This window comes from Neisseria sp., from assembly GCF_041804105.1.
GTDB lineage: Bacteria > Pseudomonadota > Gammaproteobacteria > Burkholderiales > Neisseriaceae > Neisseria.
The window spans coordinates 1-2,553 of record NZ_JBHCJY010000102.1; the positions used below are offsets into that span (position 1 = coordinate 1).

The 2,553-nt window shown below is 54.1% G+C and carries 3 protein-coding genes; all 3 read right to left on the minus strand.

Features of this window, described 5'->3' with window-relative positions; all coding sequences use genetic code 11:
- On the minus strand, positions 1-779 hold a 779-nt coding region (locus tag ACEYDX_RS09280; protein ID WP_373741740.1), incomplete at its 3' end, for a PriCT-2 domain-containing protein.
- 61 nt (positions 780-840) lie between these two features.
- Positions 841-1,293 carry a hypothetical protein gene (locus ACEYDX_RS09285; protein ID WP_373741741.1) on the minus strand — a complete coding sequence of 151 codons (453 nt, stop codon included), beginning with the start codon at positions 1,291-1,293 and terminating at the stop codon, positions 841-843.
- A gap of 73 nt (positions 1,294-1,366) precedes the next feature.
- On the minus strand, positions 1,367-2,553 hold a 1,187-nt coding region (locus ACEYDX_RS09290; protein ID WP_373741742.1), incomplete at its 5' end, for a type IV secretory system conjugative DNA transfer family protein.

Genomic DNA, 2,553 nt, shown 5'->3' on the forward strand with positions numbered 1-2,553 from the left:
ACCGGCACATCGGCGGGCAGGTTTTTGGCCAACCGCTCCGACACCGTAACCATATTGCCGGCGTTGAATGCCACAATCACGGGTTTGCCCGTTGCCTGATGGATACTTGCGGCGGTAGCGTAGCCCTCTGCAATCACCAGGCCGTCTGAAAGCTGCTCGGCATTGCCTACCACAGCATAACCGCCTTTAACCTGTCCGCCGGACAGGAAACGCTTATGCCCGTCCTGATTGATGGACTGCACATTGACGATTTCGCCGCCGTAATACAGCGGCACCACCAAATTGTCGTCGCCGCGATAACTGTTCTGCCGCAGTCCGGCAACCGCCGCCGCCGAGGTGATGCCTTTGGCAGCCAGGTAGGGATGGTCTGTGCGGGCAGGGGCGGAGCGGTTCCAAATCCCCCGTGCCGTTTCTTTCGCTTTGGCCTGTGCTTCGGCTTGTGCCTGCTCTTCTTCCCGCCGCCGCGCATCAAGTTCGGCAGCCCGGGCCGCCCGCTGTTCGGGCGTCGGCGGCGTGTAGGGCTTGGCCGGCGTATAACCGTTTCGGCGCGCATGATAAAACAACGTGGAGATATGGACGCGGCCGGGCTTGAAAGACTTCCACGCGGTTTTGGCATCACGGGCATTGTAGTTGTCCGCCCCTTGTGACCACTCGTCCCAAAGGTTGAAGCCGTCTTCGCCCATTTCGTCTTTCAGGGCGGCACCGGCCTGTATCCATGTGTCGCGGTCATGGGAATCGATATAGCTTAAAGCGTTGCGGATTTCGTCGTAATCGCTCATGTTTTACTCCAAAAAAACGACCCGCATCACACCGATGCGGGTTTTACGGTTCGGATTCGGTTTAGGTTTTTTCAGCAGGCAGTTCAACAGCAGGTATGACCTTGTCTGCGTATTCCTGCTCCAACAAACTTCCCATATGCCGGTAAAAAACCGAACCGTCAAAGGGGCGGGATCCGAAAACCGCACAGAAAAGCAGAAAGGTCAAAAATAAAACCCAGCCTACAGGCTGGGCAATATGGAAAATGCTCCACAGACTTTCTCCGTCCGAAACGGAAATACCGGCATCGGCTGCAAGAAACAGACACATCAGGAAAGCAGACAGTTGGCATTTAATGATGCTGCTACACATCCATAAAGTCGTTTGCGAGATGTCATTTATCCAATATTTAGGGGAACGGTACACCTTTTTTTCCAGTTCGCGGTAAACGGCGAACGGAATGTCAAACCGGACTTTCTGTACGGTGTGATAACGGAAGTATTCGGATCCGGGTTCTGTATGGTTTTGCAGTTTCATGGTTTCAATATCCTTTCTGTCATAACGAAAAACAGCCTTTGCAGAGCAAAGGCCGTCTGAAATGCTTCCGCAGTTAAGCGGCTTTTTCCTCTTTATCATCCGCCTCAGCCTCCTCAACTACATCGATATCGGAAGTTTCTTTCAATATCTGCGCGATAACAGGCAGGCTGCCTTCCCCCCAGTTTTTCGCCACCACCGGCACCAGTTCGGCAACGAAGTCCGGCGAACTGCCCGGCGGCACCAGCGCACGCAGCAGCGCATGGGCGAGTTCGTCGGCGTTGGCGGCTTCCTGCCAGCGGAAAGAAGCCATGTCTTCGGGAGAAACGTAGGCTGCTTTGGGTTCGCTGCTTTCGGCACTTTTACGCGTGCGGACATCCAAGACCGGCACATACGGTAACGGCAGGTTCGCCCGTTCTTTAAAAGCAGGGTCCTGCCAGTAGATGATTTTCTGCGCGTAAATAGGGCGGCTGCTGGAGAGGCTGATAATGCAGTCTTCTTTCGGCATCATTTTCAACTCGTCAGGGTTCATGACGGCGCGTTTTTGGTCGCTGATGCTGTTGCTGCTGCTACTGCTTTTGCCGCGGGAGCGCGATGTGGATTTGGCCTTGAACGTTTCATAGCCTATCAGCTTGCTGTACTCTTCCGCATCGGCCTGTTCCCGTGGCGGAAAGACGATTTGGCAGCCGAAATTGGTAAAGAACGTCCGCATACCGGTTTTCTGATACAGCTTTTCTACCTGCGACGGCGTTTGGAAGATAATCATCAGCCTCATGTTGTAACCGGCCATATACGCCACACCGTGCTCGATGGCGGGCACCACGCCGAGGGCGGTAAATTCGTCCATCAGCATCAGGCATTGGTGCTTCAGAATGCCGGGGTTGTGTTCAGGCAGCCCCTGATAGACGTTGACGTTGGCAAGCAGGCTGAAAAACAGATTGGTTAGGCGGGCAAACACGGTGGTCTCGGTAGGCAGCACCCCCACATATATAGTCATCGGTTTTTTGCGTACATCGTCCAAATAGAAATCGTCGCCGCTGGTGACCGCTTCAACCACCGGGTCCAAGAAAATACTCAACGGCGCGGTCATGGTGGAAATAATATCCGCACCGGTCTTGGCATTTCCGTTGGCAAAGTCTGTCAGCAGCGTAACGCAGTTATCACTCAGGCGCGTATGCTCTTGCTGTTTTCGCAACTCCACCTTTTCTTTAATCCATTCAGCCAATGTTTTGCCGTTCTTTGGGGTAGCCAGGCGGAACAGGT